Below are 16,610 nucleotides of genomic sequence, written 5' to 3'. Positions count from 1 at the left end.
ACATGCCTGAGCCCGGCGGACGGGGTCCGCCGGGCTCAGGTGCTGCCGCCGTCCGGTGCGGAGGGACGGGGGCGTCGGTCGTGCCTGATTCCGCTGGTCAGTGGCTTCGGTGGGTCTCGCCGGAGTCGGCGAGACGCTTGATGGAGTTGGTGATCTCCTCCTCCGCCTCGGCGCGGCCGACCCAGTGGGCGCCCTCGACGGACTTGCCCGGCTCCAGGTCCTTGTAGACCTCGAAGTGGGCACGGCCGCGGAGGAGCTGGCCTGTCGTTGCTGGGGCGTGTCTGTCGTTGTTGGCCACCCCCGAACGGCCGAGAGACCGCCCCGAAAACGGCCCGGCTCACGCGTTCGCGACTTGGGCTCGGGCCCCTTCTCGTTCATCCTTCTAGCTGTCGATCTCCGCCAGCCCCTTCAACTGCGAGTACATGTCCTTTCGTACGGTGCTGCGGAACTGAGCATCGCGCAGTTGCTCCTGGCGGTTCGGCAGCTCGCCGAGCGGCTGCCGCAGCCACTCCATGCACTCGGTCGTGGCATCCAAGCGCTTCACGCCAAGCAGTTCACGCTCGAAGCACCACTCTTCGACAAGGTCCGCCTCTTCGTACACCGCCACGTTGCGCTCGTGAAAGGTCAAGGTCGGTACAACCACTCGGGTCGTGTGGTGCACCCAGCGCTGCATCAGCAGATTGATACCCGAAGTGCTCAGGCACGCAATGCGTTCGCCCTCTTCCAACTGCTCCGGGGTGACGTAGCAGCCCTGAACGAACATGGCTGCGGCGTGTGAGCTGCCCAACTCGACCACGAGGTCCGGGAGAGGCATGAAGCGAAAGTTCCCAGTCCAGCTGCTCTTGGACTCACGGGGTTCAACCTCGACTGTGAGCAGCTTGGGAACGAGGTTGACGCCGTCCAGTCGAAGTGCACAGGGGTGCTCAACGAGCATGACCGTACGGCGCCGAATGGTCCCGTCAAGGTCAAGTGCCGGCACCTCACCGAAGATGTCTCCGGTCAGGATAGGGCGAGTGTCTGCGACCTCCTCCGAGCTGCGGGCGCGGTAGAGCTCGGAGCTGTTGCGAGGCTTTTCAAGGGAATGGGACACGGATCACTTGTCCTTGAGGCGAATAGACAGCTCGCCGTCTGATTCCTCGTAGACCTCAAAGTCCGACCGGAACCGTTCGCGCCACGCCCCGTCGTAGTCCGTCAGCATCTGCTCCGGATCGCCGTGGCCGCTGGCATGATCGAAGAGGATGTCCATGCGTCCCTCGGCGTAGAGATCGGTGGGAGTGAGCGGTGCATCGCCTGAGATGGGCATCTCGAACCAAGATGCGATCTCCTCAACAAGGTAGCGCTCGCTGATCAGGTCGCAGAGCGCCAGCAGGTTGGCGATGTTGCGCCTGTTGTGTCCGGTGATGCCGCCGCTTCTCCGCCACTTCTGGACCGCAGGGACACTGACCCCCAACATCCGGGCCACATCGCGCCAGGAGAAGCCAAGCCTCGCAAGCTCGTCGAGCAGCGTAAGCGGCGCAGTCTTGGCACGGCGGGCAGTCCGATGCTGCCAATCCTTGAAGAGCGCTTCCTCGTGCAGGCCGCGTACGTCCTCGTGAAGAGCCTTGGTTTGGCTGCGCAGTGAGCCAACGGTGTCGGTTAGGTCCATGACCAGACCAGAGGAGGTCGGGATGGGGGGCGCCTGATCGGTCAGCTCGGCACTCGGAATCGTCGGGCTCGTGCCGGGCCGGGTTCCAGCAGCGACTGAGATGCGGACGGAGCCGAAGGGGTCACCGGACATAACGCAACACCTCTTCCCGAAGCTTGTCTGTGATCAACTGCTCGAACAAGTCGTAGGCGCTGAGGCTCGCTTCGTTGTACCTCGCCTCCAGCTCACCCCACTCAAGAGGCGGTGTCTCGCCTTCAGGAGTCCAGAAGCAGTCCATATCGAGCAGGAAGAACGGACCTGGGGGCGGAGCAACACGCTGGAGATCACCGACAGGGTTCACGGCGTACCCCTCGAAGGCGCCATGCCGTACGACCACCCCAGCCGTCTGGGTGCCGAAGATTGCCAGACCCTGCCAGCTCTGCAGCTCCATGCCATTGGCTGGCTTCAACGAAGCCGGCCCGGTGAGGGACGGTGCAATCCAGCGCGACCACTCGCTAGGGGACTCCAGCTCTGGCACCCGAATCTCGTTCACAAACCGGATGCCCAACCGCTCCACGCCATCGATAGACGCGACCTTCTGCCTCGCGGCCACTGCCATCTCAAGCAGGGCGCGAAGCTCACTGCGGCGCTCATATCGGGTCGTCTCAACCACGATCGCGTCGTCCCGGTAGGTCACCGACGATGTGCGGTCTCGGGACATGAACCGAGGGTCGGTGGTCACCGTGGCCGACGTGCCCGAAGCGTTAACACCAAGGTTCATCCGCTGAGCGGGCTTCCACAGCGGGAAGGAGGCAGATAGGAGTGACTTGAGAGCCGTCTTATCCGGCTCGGACAGGGGCGGAGAGGTCGAATGCCGCACCTCGGCCGCTACCAGCGCTAGAGGTGCACTGGGGTAGATCTCGCGGGGGGCCATGCTTCGAGAGTACTGAGGTGAAACCACAGCGACAACCAAAAAGACAACTCAGGAACCAATCGATCACCCGAACGAGATCGGTTGAGGCCGAGGGCCTACGGCGACGCCCACCGCCTCGCGCCCCCGGGTGCCCTTGACCCAGTTCATTCCCCGCATGCCCCGCCAGCGACTTCCCAACCGCGTGGGCTCAGCTGCTCCGTCGAGCAGTTTGCATTCGCCTTGAGTGCGTCGTAGACCAGCTGGACCTGTAATCGCAGTTGCTCCAGGCGCGCGGCCTCCAGCTGGTACACATCTCCAGCTGCTCCTCAATCTGCTGCGGCTCGAAGTGCTCACCAAGCTTGACTCGTGCGGTCCGGTACGCCTGCCGGAGGCCAACGAGCTGGCCAACGGGGTAGGGGCCATTGGGGGCGAGCATCTGCGGGTACTGTCGCCCGTTCAGGCGCTTACGCCACTCGCCGGGGATCTGGTCAAACATCCGCTTCACGGCAGACTGCTCCCATGGGCCGCGTGCGGTTCCGGGCGGATCAATGGGCTCGGGCCAGCCCTCTGTCCGCACCCTGCGAGTAGCTCACATGTTCGCGTTTCTCGCGCTCGGCGACCCGTGCCGGTCCCGCACGGTCACTGCTCCGGGCAAAGCGACGGGACGGGCACAGCCGTTGACTGCTGAGCGCGCGTTCTCGGTTCGTCAGGTCTTGCCTGTTCGTTACCGGGCGATGGTCGACGCGGCCGGCGGCTGCGGACTCCGCCAGGGCGGGGTGTTCGGTCTTTCCGTGGACGAGATCAGGTTCGACACTGGGTGGCTGCACGTCGGCTGCCAGGTCAAGGACCTCAGCGGACACCTGGTCTTCGCTCCGCCGAAGCGCGGCAAAGTTCGGGACGTTCCCCGGGCGGGCGCGATCGCCCGGGCCGTCGAGGAGCACATGGGGACGTTTCCCCCGTCGAGGTGACGCTCCCTTGGCTCACACCGACCGGACCTCTCGTGACGAAGCGTCTGCTGTTCACCACCCAGACGCCGCTGCGGTGGAGCGGAGTGTCTTCAACAGGTACTCCGGGAAGCCCGCACTGGCCAGCGCTGGCATCATCCCCGTGCCCGAACGCGGCAAGGCGTACCAGGCAGCACGGGAGGAGGGCATTCGCGCGCTGAGGCACTTCTACGCCTCGGTGCTGCTGGACGCCGGGGGAGCATCAAGACGCTCAGCACGTACCTGGGCCACGCGGACCCCGGCTTCACGCTCCGGGTCTACATCCACCTGCTGCCGAACAGTGACGAGCAGACGCGACAGGCCGTTGACCAACTCTCTGGCGGCGGCGATGACGAGAGCGATTTGGAAGGAGGGTTAGACACCTCACCGTAGGTGGGGCCAAGGGTCTTCCCACACGGCCCGAATCTGCTGCTCCTCGCGCCAGTGCATGTACATCGGTCGGTCCGATGCTATGACTCCCACCCATCCCTCGTCGAGGTGGGTGAGGAGACTGATGATGAAGTCGATCGAGCGTCCTTCAAACGGAAGCCATTCGCCGTGGCGGGCAAGGACCATCACGGGCCACGTATCGGGGTCGGGGTCTGTGGTGTCCCAGAAGACGTGGTTGCCGGACCAGTCCATGGCCCATGAGAGGCGATTCGTGAGATCCGGATCTTCCCCAGGGACCAGCCCGAGAAGCCCGAAGCCGGACTCGTTCACCGTGGTCAGGGTGAGCGGACTGTCGGGGTGAGTCCCAGCGTCGACCGGGATGCCGACATGGAAAGAGTTATTGAGCGACCCGGCCCCGTAAAGAGCTACGAAGTCCCTGTAATCGGTCGGAAACCGAAGACCCCACCGCTCCGCGACGACGTCCCAGTCGACGAGATCCCCGGAGCCGGGGCGTGGGGGCATCAACTCCGACAGCCTGTCAACGCTCGGATGCATGGTGGACCCCTCACGATCGCCCTAAAGAAGACCAGATGATAGGCACGTGGATCACCCGGCCGACATCGGAGCATCGGCGGTCATGCTTGCGTGTCCGCGCTGACAGATGCGGCTTGGTCCTTTGACGGCCCACAGACGACCCCAGAAATGATCACATGCCTGAGCCCGGCGGACGGGGTCCGCCGGGCTCAGGTGCTGCCGCCGTCCGGTGCGGAGGGACGGGGGCGTCGGTCGTGCCTGATTCCGCTGGTCAGTGGCTTCGGTGGGTCTCGCCGGAGTCGGCGAGACGCTTGATGGAGTTGGTGATCTCCTCCTCCGCCTCGGCGCGGCCGACCCAGTGGGCGCCCTCGACGGACTTGCCCGGCTCCAGGTCCTTGTAGACCTCGAAGAAGTGCTGGATCTCCAGGCGGTCGAACTCGGAAACGTGGTGGATGTCGCGCAGGTGCTCCCAGCGCGGGTCCGAGGCCGGGACGCAGAGCAGCTTGTCGTCGCCGCCTGCCTCGTCGGTCATGTGGAACATCCCGATGGCGCGGCACTTGATGACGCAGCCAGGGAAGGTGGGCTCCTCAAGGATGACGAGCGCGTCGAGCGGGTCGCCGTCCTCACCGAGGGTCCCGTCGACGAAGCCGTAGTCGGCCGGGTAGCGGGTCGAGGTGAAGAGCATGCGGTCGAGGTAGATGCGGCCACTCTCGTGGTCCACCTCGTACTTGTTCCGCGAACCCTTCGGGATCTCGATCGTGACGTCGAACTCCAAGGCTCTCCTCCAATATCAGTGGGTGCAGCCAATAGTGTCTCCTACGGCGTGGAGTGCTCAGGAATGGGGAAGGGCCGGATGGGGAACTGGCGGGCAAAGGCGCAGGCCGTGTGGGCGGCACGGGCTGCGGCGGCGGCTCGGGCATGGGCCCGGACGAGAGAGACGCGCGAGCGGACGACGGAGCGGACCGCGCGCGTGACCGCACGGGTGACCGCGCGCGGCAGGGCGCGGGCGGCGACGACCGCGCGGGCCCTCGGGACGCGGCTGCGTCCGCTGCTGCCGCACGCGAGGCGCCTCGGCCGCCGGTACGCGTACGCCCAGACCCGGCAGGTGGCCGGGATCGCGGGCGGGACCGGCCTGGTGCTCGCTCTCGTCCTGATCACCGTGACCGGCCCGTGGGCGGGCGGCCAGCGCGTCAGCGAGCAGCTGCCCCGGAGTGTCTCCGGCGGAGCTCACGGCGCGCCCAGGCCCGCCGGGCCGTCCGCGCCGTCCTGGCAGCAGGCCGCCGCCGTGCTGGCCCCGGTGGGCGGTGCGGCGGGTGCCGCCGGAACCGTCGGGCTCCCGACGCAGAGCGGGCTGAGCAGCGCGCTCGCCGGACCGCTGGCCGACCCCACCCTGGGCACCGTCACCGCGGACGTGGTCGACGTCGCCGACGGGCGGACGCTCTACAGCGCGAACGCCGACCAGCCGCAGACGCCCGCCTCGACCAACAAGCTCGCCACGGCCACCGCCGCGCTGACCCTGCTCGGCCCCGACCACCGCTTCACCACCCGCGTGGTCGGCAACGCCCGCACCGGCCTGGTGCTGGTCGGCGGCGGGGACGCGACGCTGAGCGCGAGCACCGGTCCGGACAGCCTCACCGCCCTCGCCGCCGCCACCGCGACGGCGCTGCACGCCCAGGAGAAGCAGCAGCCGACCCACGGGAAGACGACAAGCGCCCCGATCGCGCTGCACTACGACCTCTCGCTGTTCGGCGCGCCCGCGCTGCACCCGATAGGGGTCAACGACAACATCGCCCTGGTCCAGGCGCTGACCGCGGACGAGGGCCGGATCGATCCGACCAGCACCGAGAACGCCCCGCGCTGGCCGGACCCCGCCGCGCACGCCGCCGCCCAGTTCGTCGCGGCGCTGGCCGCCGACGGGGTCCAGGTCGCCCCGGCCCCGACCGAGGGCACCGCCCCGGCCGGTGCGGCGACGCTGGCGCAGGTGCAGAGCGCGCCGCTCAGCGACGTCGTCGAGCAGATGCTCACCAACAGCGACAACGACATCGCCGAATCGCTCGGCCACGCCTGCGCCGTCGCGGCCCACCAGCCGGTCACCTTTTCGGGCGGCGCGACCGCGGTGATGTCGACGCTCACCCGTCTGGGCGTCACCTGGGGCTCGGCCCGGCTCCTCGACTCCAGCGGCCTCAGCGACCAGGACGCGATCCCGGCGCGGGTGCTGACGCAGCTGCTCGTCCTCGACGCCTCTCCCGCGCACCCGGAGCTCCGCCCCATCGTCACCGGTCTGCCGGTCGCCGGGTTCACCGGGACGCTCGACAACCGCTACGGCGGCAACGGCACCGAGGCGGGACTCGGCGTCGTCCGGGCCAAGACCGGCTCGCTCACCAGCGTCAACACGCTGGCCGGGCTGGTGGTCGACCGCAGCGGGCGGCTGCTCGCCTTCGCGTTCATGTCCAACGCGGGCGGCGACGCCACCACCGCCCGCGACGGCCTCGACCGCCTCGCCTCCGCCGTCGCCCAGTGCGGCTGCGGCGGGTAGCCGACAGGCGAACGGCGGAGTCTCCTCGGCCGGGTCCGGCGTGTGGCCGCATACGGTCCCCAGAACGCCGAAGAGAACGTACGGTTGAACGCATGACGAGCGCCGGTGGTAGCGGACACAGCGGTAACAGCGGTAGCAAGGGCACGGACATGATCGACTGGGATCTCGCGGTCGCCACCGCGAGCCGCTTCGCGCGGCCCGGACCGGAGGTCACCCGTGAGGAGGCCCGCGCCGCCGTCGCGGAGCTGCGCGCCCACGCCCGCGAGGCGGAGGCCCACGTCCGCGAGTACACCCGGCTGAGCTCGCCGCACGGCGGGACGCCGGTGCTGGTCGTGGACCGGCCCGGCTGGATCAAGGCCAACGTGGCCGGGTTCCGCACCGTCATCTCCCCGCTGGTGCAGAAGATGGCGACCCGCAGGGCCGCCACGCCGGGCGGGGCCGCGCTGGGCGCGGTCGGCGGCAAGGTGACCGGCGTCGAGCTGGGCCTGCTGCTGGCGTTCCTCTCCACCAAGGTGCTCGGCCAGTACGAGACCTTCGCCCCGGCGGACGTGCCCGCCGACCTCTCCGGCATGGACAAGCCCGCCACGCCGCCCGGCCGGCTGCTGCTTGTCGCCCCGAACATCGTCTCCGTCGAGCGCGAACTTGACGTCGACCCGCACGACTTCCGCCTCTGGGTCTGCCTGCACGAGGAGACCCACCGCACCCAGTTCACCGCCGTGCCGTGGCTGCGCGACCACATCGAGGGCGAGATCCAGGCCTTCCTGGCGGAGACCGAGATCGACCCGGCCACCCTGCTGGAGCGGCTGCGCGAGGCGCTGAGCGGCGGCGGGCTGACCGGTGGCGGGCAGGGCCCCAGCAACCTGGTCGAGGTCGTGCAGACGCCGAACCAGCGCGAGATCCTCGGCCGGCTGACGGCCGTCATGTCGCTGCTGGAGGGCCACGCCGACGTGGTGATGGACGGCGTCGGCCCGCAGGTCGTGCCGAGCGTGGGGGAGATCCGGGAGAAGTTCCAGCAGCGCCGGGCCAAGGGCGCCGGACGGATGGACCTGTTGCTGCGTCGCCTGCTGGGCATGGACGCCAAGCTGAGGCAGTACCAGGACGGCGCGGTCTTCGTGAACGCGGTGCTGGACGCCGTCGGCATGGAGGGCTTCAACAAGGTCTGGACGTCCCCGAACACCCTGCCCACCAAGGAGGAGATCCACAATCCGGCCGCCTGGGTGGCCCGCATGCACCGCTGATCCGCCGATCGGCATCGCCTGAACCGACGTCAATTCCCGTCCGCGTTCCCGGGCAGTTCACTCGAACGCGGGAACAGAAGATGCGCGACGACGACGCAACAGCGTGTCGAACGTGACTTCTGCGACGATCTGCGACCAGACGGTCACTCTGGGTATGAGAAGATGCGGCAGCCTCCTGCGGAGGCCCTGCTCCCCAAACCGCACGCTCCGAGGAGTGATCGACCATGGGTCCCCACCCCGCAGTGGCGGCGATACGCCTGGCGGTGCGCCGGGTGCTTGCCGAGTTCGCCGACGACATGCCCGCCGTTCCGGCCACCTTCGCCGGTGCGGAACACCCTGACGCCCGCCCTCCCGTCGCCCGCCCGCTCATCAATGCTGTCGGTGACGTCGATCCCCGTCACGCAAAGTACCGAAAGCCCCGGCCGCGCCCGGCGGACTCCGCGCCGCTGGTGCTGGTGGCCTGCTCCGGCGGCGCCGACTCCATGGCGCTGGCCGCAGCGACCGTCTTCGAAGCCGCCAAGCTCGGCGTCCGCGCCGGTGCCGTGACCGTCGACCACGGCCTGCAGTCCGGCTCCACCACCCGTGCCCTGGAGGTCGCCGCCCGGCTGCGCGCCCTCGGGCTGGACCCGGTGGACGCCCTCGGCGTGAACGTTCCCGCCTCCCGCGGCCACGGCGGCCCCGAGGCCGCCGCCAGGGACGCCCGCTACGCCGCGCTGGCCGCGGCCGCCGAACGCCACGGCGCCAGCGCCGTCCTGCTCGGCCACACCCGCGACGACCAAGCGGAAACCGTCCTGCTCGGCCTCGCCCGCGGCAGTGGCACCCGCTCGCTCAGCGGGATGCCCGCCGTGACCGGCCGCTACCGTCGTCCCTTCCTGGAGCTGGAGCGGGCCACCACCCGCGAGGCCTGCACCGTGCTCGACCTGCCGGTCTGGGACGACCCGCACAACATCGACCCCGCCTACGCCCGCGCCCGCGTCCGCCACGAGGTGCTGCCGGTGCTGGAGAAGCACCTGGGCGGCGGTGTGGTCGACGCCCTGGCCCGCACCGCCCGGCTCTTCCGTGACGACGCCGACGCGCTGGACGTCTGGGCGGCCCAGGTGGAGACCGAAGTCACCCACCCCGACGGCCTGGACGCCCCGCGCCTGGCCGAGCTGCCCGCCGCCGTCCGCCGCCGGGTGCTGCGCCGAGCCGCGCTGGACGCGGGCGCACCCGGCGGTGAGCTGTTCGCCCGCCACGTCGAGGCCATGGACCTGCTGGTGACCTCCTGGCGCGGCCAGGGCCCGGTCCACCTGCCCGGCAACGTGCGGATGCGGCGCCAGTCGGGCCGCCTCACCTTCCGCCGCGCCTGAGCTGCTTCCGGACGGTCCGTTGTGCCGGAGTCGCTCCCGTAAGGTTGACGATGCAGCCGCAGGGTGGACGACTCTGCGATCTCCATGATCTCCAGCTCTGAGGAAGTAGCGCGGGTGGACGAGAAGGACATGGGCACCGACCTTGCCAAGGTGCTCATCAGCAAGGACGAGATCGACGCCAAGCTCGCGGAACTCGCCGCGCAGATCGACCGCGACTACGCGGGCAAGGAACTGCTGATCGTCGGCGTGCTCAAGGGCGCCGTCATGGTGATGGCGGACCTCGCCCGCACCCTGCACTCGGACCTGACCATGGACTGGATGGCGGTGTCCTCCTACGGCATGGGGACCAAGTCGTCCGGTGTGGTCCGCATCCTCAAGGACCTGGACACCGACATCTCCGGCCGGGACGTCCTGATCGTCGAGGACATCATCGACTCCGGCCTGACCCTGTCCTGGCTGCTCAGCAACCTGCAGTCGCGCAACCCGGCCTCCCTGGAGGTCTGCACCCTGCTGCGCAAGCCGGACGCGGCCAAGGTGTCGATCGACGTCAAGTACGTCGGTTTCGACATCCCCAACGAGTTCGTGGTCGGCTACGGCCTGGACTACGCCGAGAAGTTCCGTAACCTCCCCTTCGTGGGCACGCTCGCGCCGCACGTCTACGGCGGCTGAGGGATTTCTCTCCAGAACGTGGGGAACCGGGCGGGAACAGTGCCCGGTTTCCCTCCGTTGGACCCTGGGAAGAGCCGTTTGACACGGGAACGCAACCATCTCGATGGAGAATGGCTGCGGTACCGTCCAATAATTCGCTGTTCCTATCGGGACGGTCGAGGACAAACACAGACATAGGACGCACCCCCGGCGTAGAGCCGTGGAGGTGCCGCACAGTGGCAGGAGGGACGGGGCGGCTCTGGTCGCCCCGCATGGATGGACGTGAAGCGATACTTCCGTGCGCCGGTGATGTGGATTGTGCTGGCCGTCCTCGCCGTCGTCGTGCTGATGCAGGTCGTCTCCTCGACCCAGGGCTACAAGACCGAGGACACGAGCCAGGTCATCAGCCAGATCGACCAGGGCAACGCCCAGTCGGTGCAGGTCACGACGGGCGACAGTCAGTTGATCAAGGTTCAGCTGAAGGACGGCAAGACCGTCGACGGCACGAACATGATCCAGGCGCAGTACGCATCGGACCAGTTCGCGGCTGACCTGCAGAACAACCTGCAGCAGTCGGTGGACCAGGGCAAGCTCGGCAGTTACACGGTCAAGCAGGACAAGCAGAACGCCTTCGTCGGCATCCTGCTCTCGCTCCTGCCGTTCGTGCTGATCGTCGTGGTCTTCCTGTTCCTGATGAACCAGATGCAGGGCGGCGGCTCCCGCGTCATGCAGTTCGGCAAGTCCAAGGCGAAGCTGATCACCAAGGACACCCCGAAGACGACGTTCTCGGACGTCGCGGGCGCCGACGAGGCGGTCGAGGAGCTCCAGGAGATCAAGGAGTTCCTGCAGGAGCCGGCCAAGTTCCAGGCCGTGGGAGCCAAGATCCCCAAGGGTGTGCTGCTCTACGGTCCGCCCGGAACCGGTAAGACCCTGCTGGCCCGCGCCGTCGCCGGCGAGGCCGGGGTGCCGTTCTACTCGATCTCGGGTTCCGACTTCGTCGAGATGTTCGTCGGTGTCGGCGCCTCCCGAGTCCGTGACCTGTTCGAGCAGGCCAAGGCGAACGCCCCGGCGATCGTCTTCGTCGACGAGATCGACGCGGTCGGCCGCCACCGCGGCGCCGGCCTCGGCGGTGGTCACGACGAGCGCGAGCAGACCCTGAACCAGCTGCTCGTCGAGATGGACGGCTTCGACGTCAAGGGCGGCGTGATCCTGATCGCGGCGACCAACCGGCCCGACATCCTCGACCCGGCGCTGCTGCGTCCGGGCCGCTTCGACCGGCAGATCGCCGTGGACCGGCCGGACCTGATCGGCCGACTGGAGATCCTCAAGGTCCACCAGAAGGGCAAGCCGGTCGCCCCGGACGTCGACCTCATGGCCGTCGCCCGTCGCACCCCCGGCTTCACCGGCGCCGACCTGAGCAACGTCCTCAACGAGGCCGCGCTGCTCACCGCGCGTGGTGACAAGAAGCTGATCGACAACAACACCCTGGACGAGGCGATCGACCGCGTCGTGGCGGGTCCGCAGAAGCGCACGCGGATCATGTCCGACAAGGAGAAGAAGATCACCGCGTACCACGAGGGCGGTCACGCCCTGGTCGCGGCGGCCTCGCCGAACAGCGACCCGGTGCACAAGGTCACGATCCTCTCCCGCGGCCGCGCCCTCGGTTACACGATGGTGCTGCCGGACGAGGACAAGTACTCGACCACGCGCAACGAGATGCTCGACCAGCTCGGCTACATGATGGGCGGGCGCGCGGCGGAGGAGCTGGTCTTCCACGACCCGACCACCGGCGCGTCCAACGACATCGAGAAGGCGACCGCCACCGCGCGGGCCATGGTCACCCAGTACGGCATGACCGAGCGCCTCGGCGCGATCAAGTTCGGGACCGACTCCTCCGAGCCCTTCCTGGGCCGTGAGATGGGCCACCAGCGCGACTACTCGGAAGAGGTCGCCGCCCTGGTGGACGAGGAGGTCAAGAAGCTGATCGAGAACGCCCACAACGAGGCGTGGGAGATCCTGGTCGAGAACCGCGACGTGCTGGACACCCTGGTTCTGGAGCTCCTCGACAAGGAGACCCTGAACAAGGAGCAGCTCGCCGAGATCTTCGCCCCGATCGTCAAGCGTCCGCCGCGTCCGGCGTGGACCGGCTCGCCGCGACGGACTCCGTCCACCCGCCCGCCGGTGCAGTCGCCGCGCGAGCTCACCCTCACCAACGGCGTCAGCGACGCGACCCCGTCCCTGGACAAGGGCACCTCGCTCCCGCCGCTGCCGGGTCTGGACCAGCCGGAGCTGTAGTCCCTGGCGGCTATCCGGAATGAACGCTGCTGCCCCAAGGCTATTAGCCTTGGGGCAGCAGTCCGTTTGTCCGACGTTTTTTGCTCTGCTTCGTTCTGAGGAGAACCGCCCATGATCGACCCGGTGACCATCGACGGTTCGTCCGGCGCCGTCCGGGAGTTCGACCAGAAGCGAGCGGAGGACGCGGTCCGGGAACTGCTCATCGCCGTCGGCGAGAACCCCGACCGCGAGGGCCTGCAGGACACCCCGGCGCGCGTGGCACGGGCGTACAAGGAGATCTTCGCGGGTCTCTTCCAGGAGCCCGAGGACGTGCTGACCACCGTCTTCGACCTGGGCCACGACGAGCTGGTCCTGGTCAAGGACATCGAGCTGGTCTCCTGCTGCGAGCACCACCTGCTGCCGTTCCACGGCGTGGCGCACGTCGGTTACATACCCGCCGAGAACGGCAAGATCACCGGCCTCTCGAAGCTGGCCCGCCTGGTCGACGTCTTCGCCCGCCGCCCGCAGGTCCAGGAGCGTCTGACGACGCAGATCGCGGACTCGCTGATGCGGATTCTCGAGGCCCGCGGCGTGATCGTGGTCGTCGAAGCGGAGCACATGTGCATGAGCGTGCGCGGCATCCGCAAGCCCGGCGCCAAGACGATGACCTCCGCGGTCCGCGGCCAACTCCGCGACGGCAAGACCCGCGCGGAGGCCATGAGCCTCATCGTCAGCCGCTGACTTTTCGCAAAGGGCCACTCAGGGGCGCGGGGAACTGCGCGACAAGCCACCCAGACAGGTAGAGCCCCGAATGTTCAGGGCCATCCGCTCCGGGTGGTTTCTCGCGCAGTTCCCCGCGCCCCTGGGTGTTGCAACTGAACGTCAGGCGGTACCGGTGCTCCCCGGGACGACCAGGTGGTTTGCCACCCACGGGACCGCCAGCGGGGTTTCCTGGTTCCACGTAGTGAAATTGTGGCCACCCGACACCAGGAACAGCGACGAGATCGCGAACGGCGGCTTCCCCTCGACCGCCTTGATGAACGCCTGCGTGTCCTTGTAGTCCGCCTCGGTCTTGCTGCTGGTCACCAACAGCGACACCGGCGAAGCCGGAAGGTGCGCCACCCGCCACATCAGGTCGGCCTGGTTGCGCAGCGCCTGGCTGCCGCCGAACAGGTTGCCGGTGGTGGAGTCCTCCGCCGCCTTGTAGTAGCCGGAGAGCGACGCCGCCGCCGTGAACGAGCCGGGCTCGCGCATCGCGAGCGACAGCGCGCAGTAGCCGCCAGTGGAGTCGCCGATCACGCCCCACGCGCTGCCCGCGGTGGAGACGTTGTACTGCGTGGCCAGCGCACGCCGCAGGTCCTTCGCGAAGAAGGTCTGCGCCTGCGGCCCGCCGGGGACGTCCTGGCACTCGTTGTCGCGCGGCATCACCACGGACGGCCGCATCAGCACCATCACCGTCGGCGGCATCTTCTTCTGGAAGATGTCCTGCGCCGCGATCGTCGGGTACTTCATCCGCGAGATCAGGTTGTCCGGCGTGCCCGGGTAGCCGGTGAAGACGACCATCACCGGGAACTTCCTGTGCGCGCTCGCCGCGTCCTTGTACGCGGCCGGCAGGTAGACGAACGCGGGCTCGGTCAGGCCCGTCGAGCCGCCCTGTATCGAGACCTGCTGGACCGAACCGCCGCTCGCGCCGGCGCCCGCGCCGCCCAGCTGGAGCGCGACCGGCTTGCTGTTCTGGACGGTGACGCTGCCCACGCCCTTGCTGTCCGACGTCTGCCTGCTGTGGTCGACGATCGTCGGCGCCGGACCCTGGTCCGTGCCGAAGAGGTCGCTGAAGGAGCTGTAGAAGCCGCCCCAGTTGTTGGCGACCAGCCCGATCGCGACCAGGCTCAGTACCTGGCTCAGCAGCAGCGTGCCGACCCGTCCGCTGACGGCCTTCCAGTTCCGCCCGCTCAGCCTGGGCCAGAGCCAGACCGTTCCGACGAAGCTGGCGATCGCCAGTACTGCGACGAGCAGCTCCAGTTTCTTGCTGGTGAGTCCCATGTCGTGCCTGCGCCCAAACCTCTGTCCCGATGACCGCCCGTCGCTGTCCGGCGACGCCGCGTGTCCTGCTCCGGCCCGATTGGTGGTTCGGGTCCGGAGGTCCGACGTTCCAGCATGCCTGAGCGGTTCCTGAGCACCCGCACTGTAGTCCCCGTACGCCTGCTATTCATGTGTGCTCATCACCTACGACGTCCCGCCGGGAACCAAGTCCTTACCTGTGCGTCTACGCTTTGCTCCCATGAGTGAACCCGTGGCCACCGAGCGACCGACCCGCAAGGGCCTGCCGATCCCCAAGGTCTCCCGCCCCTGGGTGCCACGTGCAGTCGGCTACGCCACGGCCCTGATCGGCATCTTCGACATCGTCGCCGGGGTGGAGCCGCACTTCCGCGAGAGCGACGCCCACAAGATCGCCAGCCTGCTGCCGGGCACGGTCACCACGCTGGCCACGGCCGCGTCGCTGGTCGTCGGCATCCTGCTGATCATGCTGGCGCACGCGCTGCGCCGCCGTAAGGCGCGCGCGTTCCGTGCTGTGGCCGTGCTGCTGCCGGTCGGCGCGCTGGTCGAGCTGCTGCGCTGGCACCACACCGGCACGGCGGTGATCTCGCTGGTCGTCTGGGTGCTGCTGCTGGTCAACCACCGTGAGTTCTACGCCCTGTCCGACCCGCGCACGCGGTGGCGGGCGCTGTTCAACTTCGTGCTGATGCTCGCGCTGAGCTTCGGGCTCGGCATGATCATCGTCAGCTCGCACGCCAAGACGACCGTGGGCGATCCCACACTGCGGGAACGATTCTGGGAGGTCTTCTGGGGCCTGCTCGGCATCGGCGGCCCGATCCAGTACGTCGGTGACCGCACCGGCGACCTGGTCTACTACTCGCTGGCCGGCCTCGGCCTGTTCACCGCGGTCAGCACGGCGTGGCTGGCGCTGCGCCCGTCCAAGCCGGTCGCCCGCCTGGACGCGTCCGAGGAGCAGCGGGTCCGCGAGCTGCTGATCAAGCACGGCGCCCGCGACTCGCTCGGCTACTTCGCGCTGCGGCGCGACAAGAGCGTGATCTTCTCGCCCACCGGCAAGGCAGCGGTGGCCTACCGCGTCGTCTCCGGTGTGATGCTCGCCTCCGGCGACCCGATCGGCGACGTCGAGGCGTGGCCGGGCGCGATCAAGTGCTTCATGGAGGAGGCCTACCGGCACGCCTGGGTCCCCGCCGTGATGGGCTGCAGCGAAACCGGCGGCGAGGTCTGGACCCGCGAGGCGGGCCTGGACGCGCTGGAGATCGGCGACGAGGCCATCGTCGAGGTGGCCGACTTCACGCTGGAGGGCCGCGCCATGCGCAACGTCCGCCAGATGGTGAAGCGCATCGAGCGGGCCGGCTACGAGTGCCGGGTCCGCCGCGTCGAGGAGCTGGACGCGACGGAGCGCGAGGCGATCCGCCACGCCGCGGACACCTGGCGCGGTACGGAGACCGAGCGCGGCTTCTCCATGGCGCTGGGCCGCTTCGGCGACGTCCGCGACGAGGGCTGTGTGGTCGTCACCGCCCACAAGGCGGTCGAGGGAGCGCCCGAGGGGGCCTCGGACATCCGCGCCGTGCTGCACTTCGTGCCGTGGGGCAAGGACGGCATCTCGCTGGAGCTGATGCGTCGCGACCGCGACGCCGACCCGGGCCTGAACGAGCTGCTGATCGTCAAGGCGCTGGAGGCCGGTCCGTCCCTGGGCGTCAACCGGGTCTCGCTCAACTTCGCCATGTTCCGCTCGGCGCTGGCACGCGGCGAGCGGATCGGCGCGGGCCCGGTGCTGCGCGCTTGGCGCGGGCTGCTGGTCTTCCTGTCGCGGTGGTTCCAGATCGAGTCGCTGTACAAGTTCAACGCGAAGTTCCGCCCGATCTGGGAACCGCGGTTCCTGGTCTACCCGAGCGCCTCGGACCTCCCGCGCATCGGCATCGCCGCGCTCCAGGCGGAGGCGTTCATCGTGATGGAGCTCCCGAAGTCGCTGCGGCGCTTCCAACGGGCGGTCTCCGACCCGAACGAGGCGATCACCATTCCCGCGCCGAGGTAGTGCAACTTCCCGCTCTGCGTGTGGCGGGATA

The 16,610-nt window shown here is 68.6% G+C and carries 14 protein-coding genes and 1 pseudogene; 8 read left to right on the top strand and 7 right to left on the bottom strand.

Annotation, left to right across the window (positions count from 1 at the left end):
- Positions 1-97 precede the first annotated feature (97 nt).
- From I2501_RS36680 to I2501_RS36665, 4 genes and pseudogenes are all read right to left on the bottom strand, one after another.
- A pseudogene (locus tag I2501_RS36680) lies at positions 98-235 on the bottom strand (inorganic diphosphatase); the annotation flags it as partial.
- Positions 236-382: 147 nt separating this feature from the next.
- Positions 383-1,090 (bottom strand): hypothetical protein, encoded by a 708-nt coding sequence (locus tag I2501_RS36675; RefSeq protein WP_196198405.1) that lies wholly within the window; start codon positions 1,088-1,090, stop codon positions 383-385.
- A gap of 3 nt (positions 1,091-1,093) precedes the next feature.
- Positions 1,094-1,777, bottom strand: a complete 684-nt coding sequence (locus I2501_RS36670; RefSeq protein ID WP_236047906.1) for a helix-turn-helix domain-containing protein — start codon at positions 1,775-1,777, stop codon at positions 1,094-1,096.
- A complete protein-coding gene (locus I2501_RS36665) occupies positions 1,767-2,558 on the bottom strand; it encodes a TIGR04255 family protein (protein ID WP_196198404.1) in 792 nt (263 codons plus the stop codon). The genes I2501_RS36670 and I2501_RS36665 overlap by 11 nt, the downstream gene beginning before the upstream one ends.
- 692 nt (positions 2,559-3,250) lie before the next feature.
- Here I2501_RS36665 and I2501_RS40880 point away from each other — a divergent pair.
- Entirely contained in the window at positions 3,251-3,505 is a 255-nt protein-coding gene (locus I2501_RS40880; protein ID WP_215910281.1) for a hypothetical protein, read from the top strand.
- A gap of 399 nt (positions 3,506-3,904) precedes the next feature.
- Here the strand turns inward: I2501_RS40880 and I2501_RS36655 are convergent, their stop codons facing one another.
- Together I2501_RS36655 and I2501_RS36650 are read right to left on the bottom strand one after the other, a co-directional pair.
- Positions 3,905-4,465: an SMI1/KNR4 family protein gene (locus I2501_RS36655; RefSeq protein ID WP_196198403.1), complete on the bottom strand. Its 561-nt coding sequence runs from the start codon at positions 4,463-4,465 to the stop codon at positions 3,905-3,907.
- A 250-nt stretch (positions 4,466-4,715) separates the two neighbouring features.
- The gene (locus tag I2501_RS36650) at positions 4,716-5,219 is read right to left on the bottom strand and encodes an inorganic diphosphatase (protein WP_196198402.1); all 504 of its coding nucleotides are present in this window, start codon (positions 5,217-5,219) and stop codon (positions 4,716-4,718) included.
- 195 nt (positions 5,220-5,414) lie between these two features.
- Between I2501_RS36650 and dacB the strand changes: the two genes are divergently transcribed.
- From dacB to folE, 6 genes are all read left to right on the top strand, one after another.
- Positions 5,415-6,980, top strand: coding sequence for a D-alanyl-D-alanine carboxypeptidase/D-alanyl-D-alanine endopeptidase (gene dacB / locus I2501_RS36645; RefSeq protein WP_328806858.1), 1,566 nt, complete (start codon positions 5,415-5,417; stop codon positions 6,978-6,980).
- 92 nt (positions 6,981-7,072) lie between these two features.
- Complete coding sequence (locus I2501_RS36640) at positions 7,073-8,218, top strand: zinc-dependent metalloprotease (RefSeq protein WP_196198400.1); 1,146 nt, start codon at positions 7,073-7,075, stop codon at positions 8,216-8,218.
- 224 nt (positions 8,219-8,442) lie between these two features.
- Complete coding sequence (tilS, locus tag I2501_RS36635) at positions 8,443-9,567, top strand: tRNA lysidine(34) synthetase TilS (protein WP_196198399.1); 1,125 nt, start codon at positions 8,443-8,445, stop codon at positions 9,565-9,567.
- Between the two features lie 84 nt (positions 9,568-9,651).
- A complete protein-coding gene (hpt, locus tag I2501_RS36630; RefSeq protein ID WP_215910280.1) occupies positions 9,652-10,236 on the top strand; it encodes a hypoxanthine phosphoribosyltransferase in 585 nt (194 codons plus the stop codon).
- Positions 10,237-10,491: 255 nt separating this feature from the next.
- Entirely contained in the window at positions 10,492-12,510 is a 2,019-nt protein-coding gene (gene ftsH, locus I2501_RS36625) for an ATP-dependent zinc metalloprotease FtsH (protein ID WP_196198398.1), read from the top strand.
- Between the two features lie 111 nt (positions 12,511-12,621).
- Positions 12,622-13,230 (top strand): GTP cyclohydrolase I FolE, encoded by a 609-nt coding sequence (folE, locus tag I2501_RS36620; protein WP_196198397.1) that lies wholly within the window; start codon positions 12,622-12,624, stop codon positions 13,228-13,230.
- A 141-nt stretch (positions 13,231-13,371) separates the two neighbouring features.
- Here the strand turns inward: folE and I2501_RS36615 are convergent, their stop codons facing one another.
- Complete coding sequence (locus I2501_RS36615; protein WP_196198396.1) at positions 13,372-14,532, bottom strand: alpha/beta hydrolase; 1,161 nt, start codon at positions 14,530-14,532, stop codon at positions 13,372-13,374.
- A gap of 238 nt (positions 14,533-14,770) precedes the next feature.
- On the opposite strand from I2501_RS36615, the gene I2501_RS36610 reads away from it, so the two are divergent.
- Positions 14,771-16,579 (top strand): phosphatidylglycerol lysyltransferase domain-containing protein, encoded by a 1,809-nt coding sequence (locus I2501_RS36610; RefSeq protein ID WP_196198395.1) that lies wholly within the window; start codon positions 14,771-14,773, stop codon positions 16,577-16,579.
- Positions 16,580-16,610: the final 31 nt, after the last annotated feature.

Source organism: Streptacidiphilus fuscans (assembly GCF_015690355.1).
In the GTDB taxonomy this organism is placed as follows: Bacteria; Actinomycetota; Actinomycetes; order Streptomycetales; family Streptomycetaceae; genus Streptacidiphilus; species Streptacidiphilus fuscans.
Note: the sequence above shows the minus strand (reverse complement) of the source record. Positions and strands in the feature narration are given on the sequence as shown.

Excerpts from the sequence above, each read along its gene's own strand:
- I2501_RS36670 (WP_236047906.1), bottom strand. The coding sequence starts at position 1,777 with ATGTCCGGTGACCCCTTCGGCTCCGTCCGCATCTCAGTCGCTGCTGGA.
- I2501_RS36665 (WP_196198404.1), bottom strand. The coding sequence starts at position 2,558 with ATGGCCCCCCGCGAGATCTACCCCAGTGCACCTCTAGCGCTGGTAGCG.
- I2501_RS36655 (WP_196198403.1), bottom strand. The coding sequence starts at position 4,465 with ATGCATCCGAGCGTTGACAGGCTGTCGGAGTTGATGCCCCCACGCCCC.
- I2501_RS36640 (WP_196198400.1), top strand. The coding sequence starts at position 7,073 with ATGACGAGCGCCGGTGGTAGCGGACACAGCGGTAACAGCGGTAGCAAG.
- tilS (WP_196198399.1), top strand. The coding sequence starts at position 8,443 with ATGGGTCCCCACCCCGCAGTGGCGGCGATACGCCTGGCGGTGCGCCGG.
- hpt (WP_215910280.1), top strand. The coding sequence starts at position 9,652 with ATGATCTCCAGCTCTGAGGAAGTAGCGCGGGTGGACGAGAAGGACATG.
- ftsH (WP_196198398.1), top strand. The coding sequence starts at position 10,492 with ATGGACGTGAAGCGATACTTCCGTGCGCCGGTGATGTGGATTGTGCTG.
- folE (WP_196198397.1), top strand. The coding sequence starts at position 12,622 with ATGATCGACCCGGTGACCATCGACGGTTCGTCCGGCGCCGTCCGGGAG.
- I2501_RS36615 (WP_196198396.1), bottom strand. The coding sequence starts at position 14,532 with ATGGGACTCACCAGCAAGAAACTGGAGCTGCTCGTCGCAGTACTGGCG.
- I2501_RS36610 (WP_196198395.1), top strand. The coding sequence starts at position 14,771 with ATGAGTGAACCCGTGGCCACCGAGCGACCGACCCGCAAGGGCCTGCCG.